This window comes from Streptomyces sp. NPDC026672 (assembly GCF_040638185.1).
Classification (GTDB): domain Bacteria; phylum Actinomycetota; class Actinomycetes; order Streptomycetales; family Streptomycetaceae; genus Streptomyces.
Genome location: NZ_JBEZXS010000099.1, coordinates 1 through 2,569 on the forward strand (window position 1 = coordinate 1; position 2,569 = coordinate 2,569).

Below are 2,569 nucleotides of genomic sequence, written 5' to 3' on the forward strand. Positions count from 1 at the left end.
TCCTGCACACCTACAACCACCACCGCTGCCACACCGCACTCGCAGGCCACCCACCCATCAGCCGTGTGAACAACGCTTCAGGTCAATACACCTAGAGGCCGAACACGGCCGGGTCCGTGGCGAGTCGTTCGAAGACCTCGCGGGGGTCGGGGACCAGGCGGCGTTCCTTCAGGTCCAGGACACCGCCGACCCCGAGGACCTCGGCGGACAGCGTGCCGTCCGCCTTGCGGACCTCCTGGCGGATGCGGAACGTCTTGCCCTCGCCCCACTCGAACACACAGCTCACGTCGACCTCGTCGCCCGCCAGCAGTTCGCGCCGGTAGCGGATCGTCGTCTCCAGCGCGACCGGGCCCACGCCCGAGCCGATCAGCAGGGACTGGCTCACGCCGCCCGCCTGGAGCAGCGACCAGCGGGCGTGCTCCGCGTAGTTGAGGTACACCGCCTGGTTCAGGTGGCCCTGCACATCGGTCTCGTACCCGCGCACGGTGACCCGGACGGAAAACGGCTCGCTCACGGCTTCCCCTTCTCGTGGACGGCAACTCGACGACGGTATCCGGTGGACGTCACCGGGTGGACGGCGTGCCGACCCGATCTTGGCATGCCCCGCTCATGTTCGTCGCGGCGAGGCCAGCAGATGCCGCCGCCTCGTGCGGGGCTCCGTGTACTCCCCGGCCTGCCAGCCCGCGCCCTCCAGCGTCGCCGCGCACGCCCGCAGCGCCCCGCCGTCCTGCGCGTACACCGCGACCGCCTCCGGCTGGGCCGTCGCCCGCACCCGGTAGCCGTCGTCCTCCGCCCCGGCGGGGTGGTGCCCCGCGGCCTCCAGCGCGAGCGCCGCCGCCTGTACGAGATGCGCGCGCTCCCAGCCGCACGGCCGGGCCGTGGAGCCGTCCGCGTTGGTCATCCGGCGCAGCTCCAGCAGTCCCTGCCAGGCACTGTGCACCTCCCGCGCCCGGTCCGCGCCGGCCGGCCCCGCCTCCGGACCGCCGCCGACCCGGGCCGCGAAGACCCCGGCCGCCGCCTCCAGGGGTCCGGCGGGCGGCGGCTCCGGCTGCGCCGACTCCCGTACACGGTGCCCCGCCGGGGTCAGGAAGTGGTCGTGCGGCGGGCGCGGGTGCCGGAAGGCGAGCCCCCGCCCCACCAGCGCCGCGAGCTGCGCCGGCGTACCCCGCAGCCGCCCGGTGACGGGATCGGCGGCCTCGATGATCCGCCGCTGACCGGCGGCCACGGGACGTACCACGGTGCCCACCTCCCCACGACCGACGTCCTTCGAAGGGTACGGCTCCCCTCCGACAACGCGACGCCGTCCCCCGGGCGGGGCCCCACGCCGGAGGGAGCCGTCACGGGGTCGGGCGGATGTTCCAGCCGGCGATCACCGGGCGGAGGTGTTCCGTGCCGAGGCGGCACACCGTGCCGGTCGCCAGTTGGAACAGCGCCCCCTGGGACGGGGGCAGGCCCAGGCGGCGGGCGGTCACGACGCGCAGGAAGTGGCCGTGCGCGACGAGCAGGACGATGCCCTCCGTGTTGGCCATCGCCGCGTCCACCTTGGCCAGCACCCGGTCGGCGCGCTCCCCGACCTGCTCGGGCGTCTCCCCGGGATGCTCCGGCGGCCCCGGCGCGACCCCGTCCGTGAACAGGAACCAGCCGGGCCGCGAGCGCTGGATCTCGGTGGTGGTGACCCCTTCGTAACCCCCGTAGTCCCACTCCCGCAGATCGGTGTCGACGCGGCAGCCGTCCACCCCGATGAGCCGGGCCGTCTCCAGGGCCCGCTGCATCGGGCTGACGAAGGCGGCGCCGATCCGGTGCGAGCGGATCAGCGGCACCAGCCGCCGCGCCTCGTCCCGCCCGTGCTCGGTGAGCGGGACGTCGCTCCAGCTGGTGTGCCGCCCGGACCGCGACCATTCGGTCTCACCGTGCCGGACGAGAAAGAGGTCAGCCACGTCCGCGCCCTTCCCGCTCGCCTGCCAGCACCGTGGCACACGCGCCCGGCGCCGCGCAGGACGGACTGGGCCATCCGGCGGTCACTGCCCCAGGGCACCCCGCACCGACTGGGTGAGCTCTCCGACGGCCACCACCAGCGGGGCCACCGGCTGGACGAACGCCGTCAGCCGCTCCAGCGCCCGGCCCAGGACGGTGGGCTGCGGCTCCGCCTCGTCGAGTTCCTCGCGCAGCCGCCGCAGCTCCCGGTCCGTGGCGTCCGGGTCGGCCAGCGCCGAGCGGTGCTCCGCCACCAACTGCTCGACGCGCGACAGGAGTTCGGCCGTCCGTTCGGCCTGCGCCGGATCCTGGTGCTGGAAGGACACCGAGCCCGAGAACGCCTGGGCGCGGTGGCCGACGGCCTGGTTGCCCACGTACTGCGTGCCGCCGCTGATCACGACGCCGTTGTTCACCGGAGGCACGGGAGGAGGGGGAGGTTCGAGTCGCCCGTCGTCGTCGCGCATGATGTGGACTCCCTGGTTCTCGGGACCGATGCGTGGGCCTAGGGCGTGTTTCGAAAGTCCCGCCTGGCCCGCGACGCCTGGCACGCACACTCGCTGCGTTGTCGGAACGCCCGAGTACATCCAGTACGAGG

At 74.1% G+C, this 2,569-nt stretch carries 4 protein-coding genes; all 4 read right to left on the minus strand.

Features of this window, described 5'->3' with window-relative positions:
* Positions 1-91: 91 nt before the first annotated feature.
* The gene (locus AB0F77_RS42875; RefSeq protein ID WP_358077785.1) at positions 92-514 is read right to left on the minus strand and encodes a thioesterase family protein; all 423 of its coding nucleotides are present in this window, start codon (positions 512-514) and stop codon (positions 92-94) included.
* A 93-nt stretch (positions 515-607) separates the two neighbouring features.
* Entirely contained in the window at positions 608-1,237 is a 630-nt protein-coding gene (locus tag AB0F77_RS42880) for a hypothetical protein (RefSeq protein ID WP_361960199.1), read from the minus strand.
* 100 nt (positions 1,238-1,337) lie between these two features.
* Positions 1,338-1,937, minus strand: a complete 600-nt coding sequence (locus AB0F77_RS42885; protein ID WP_361960202.1) for a histidine phosphatase family protein — start codon at positions 1,935-1,937, stop codon at positions 1,338-1,340.
* Positions 1,938-2,018: 81 nt separating this feature from the next.
* Positions 2,019-2,438, minus strand: coding sequence for a hypothetical protein (locus tag AB0F77_RS42890; RefSeq protein WP_361960205.1), 420 nt, complete (start codon positions 2,436-2,438; stop codon positions 2,019-2,021).
* Positions 2,439-2,569 lie beyond the last annotated feature (131 nt).

Coding starts and splice junctions, on each gene's coding strand:
- AB0F77_RS42890 (WP_361960205.1), bottom strand. CDS start 2,438: ATGCGCGACGACGACGGGCGACTCGAACCTCCCCCTCCTCCCGTGCCT.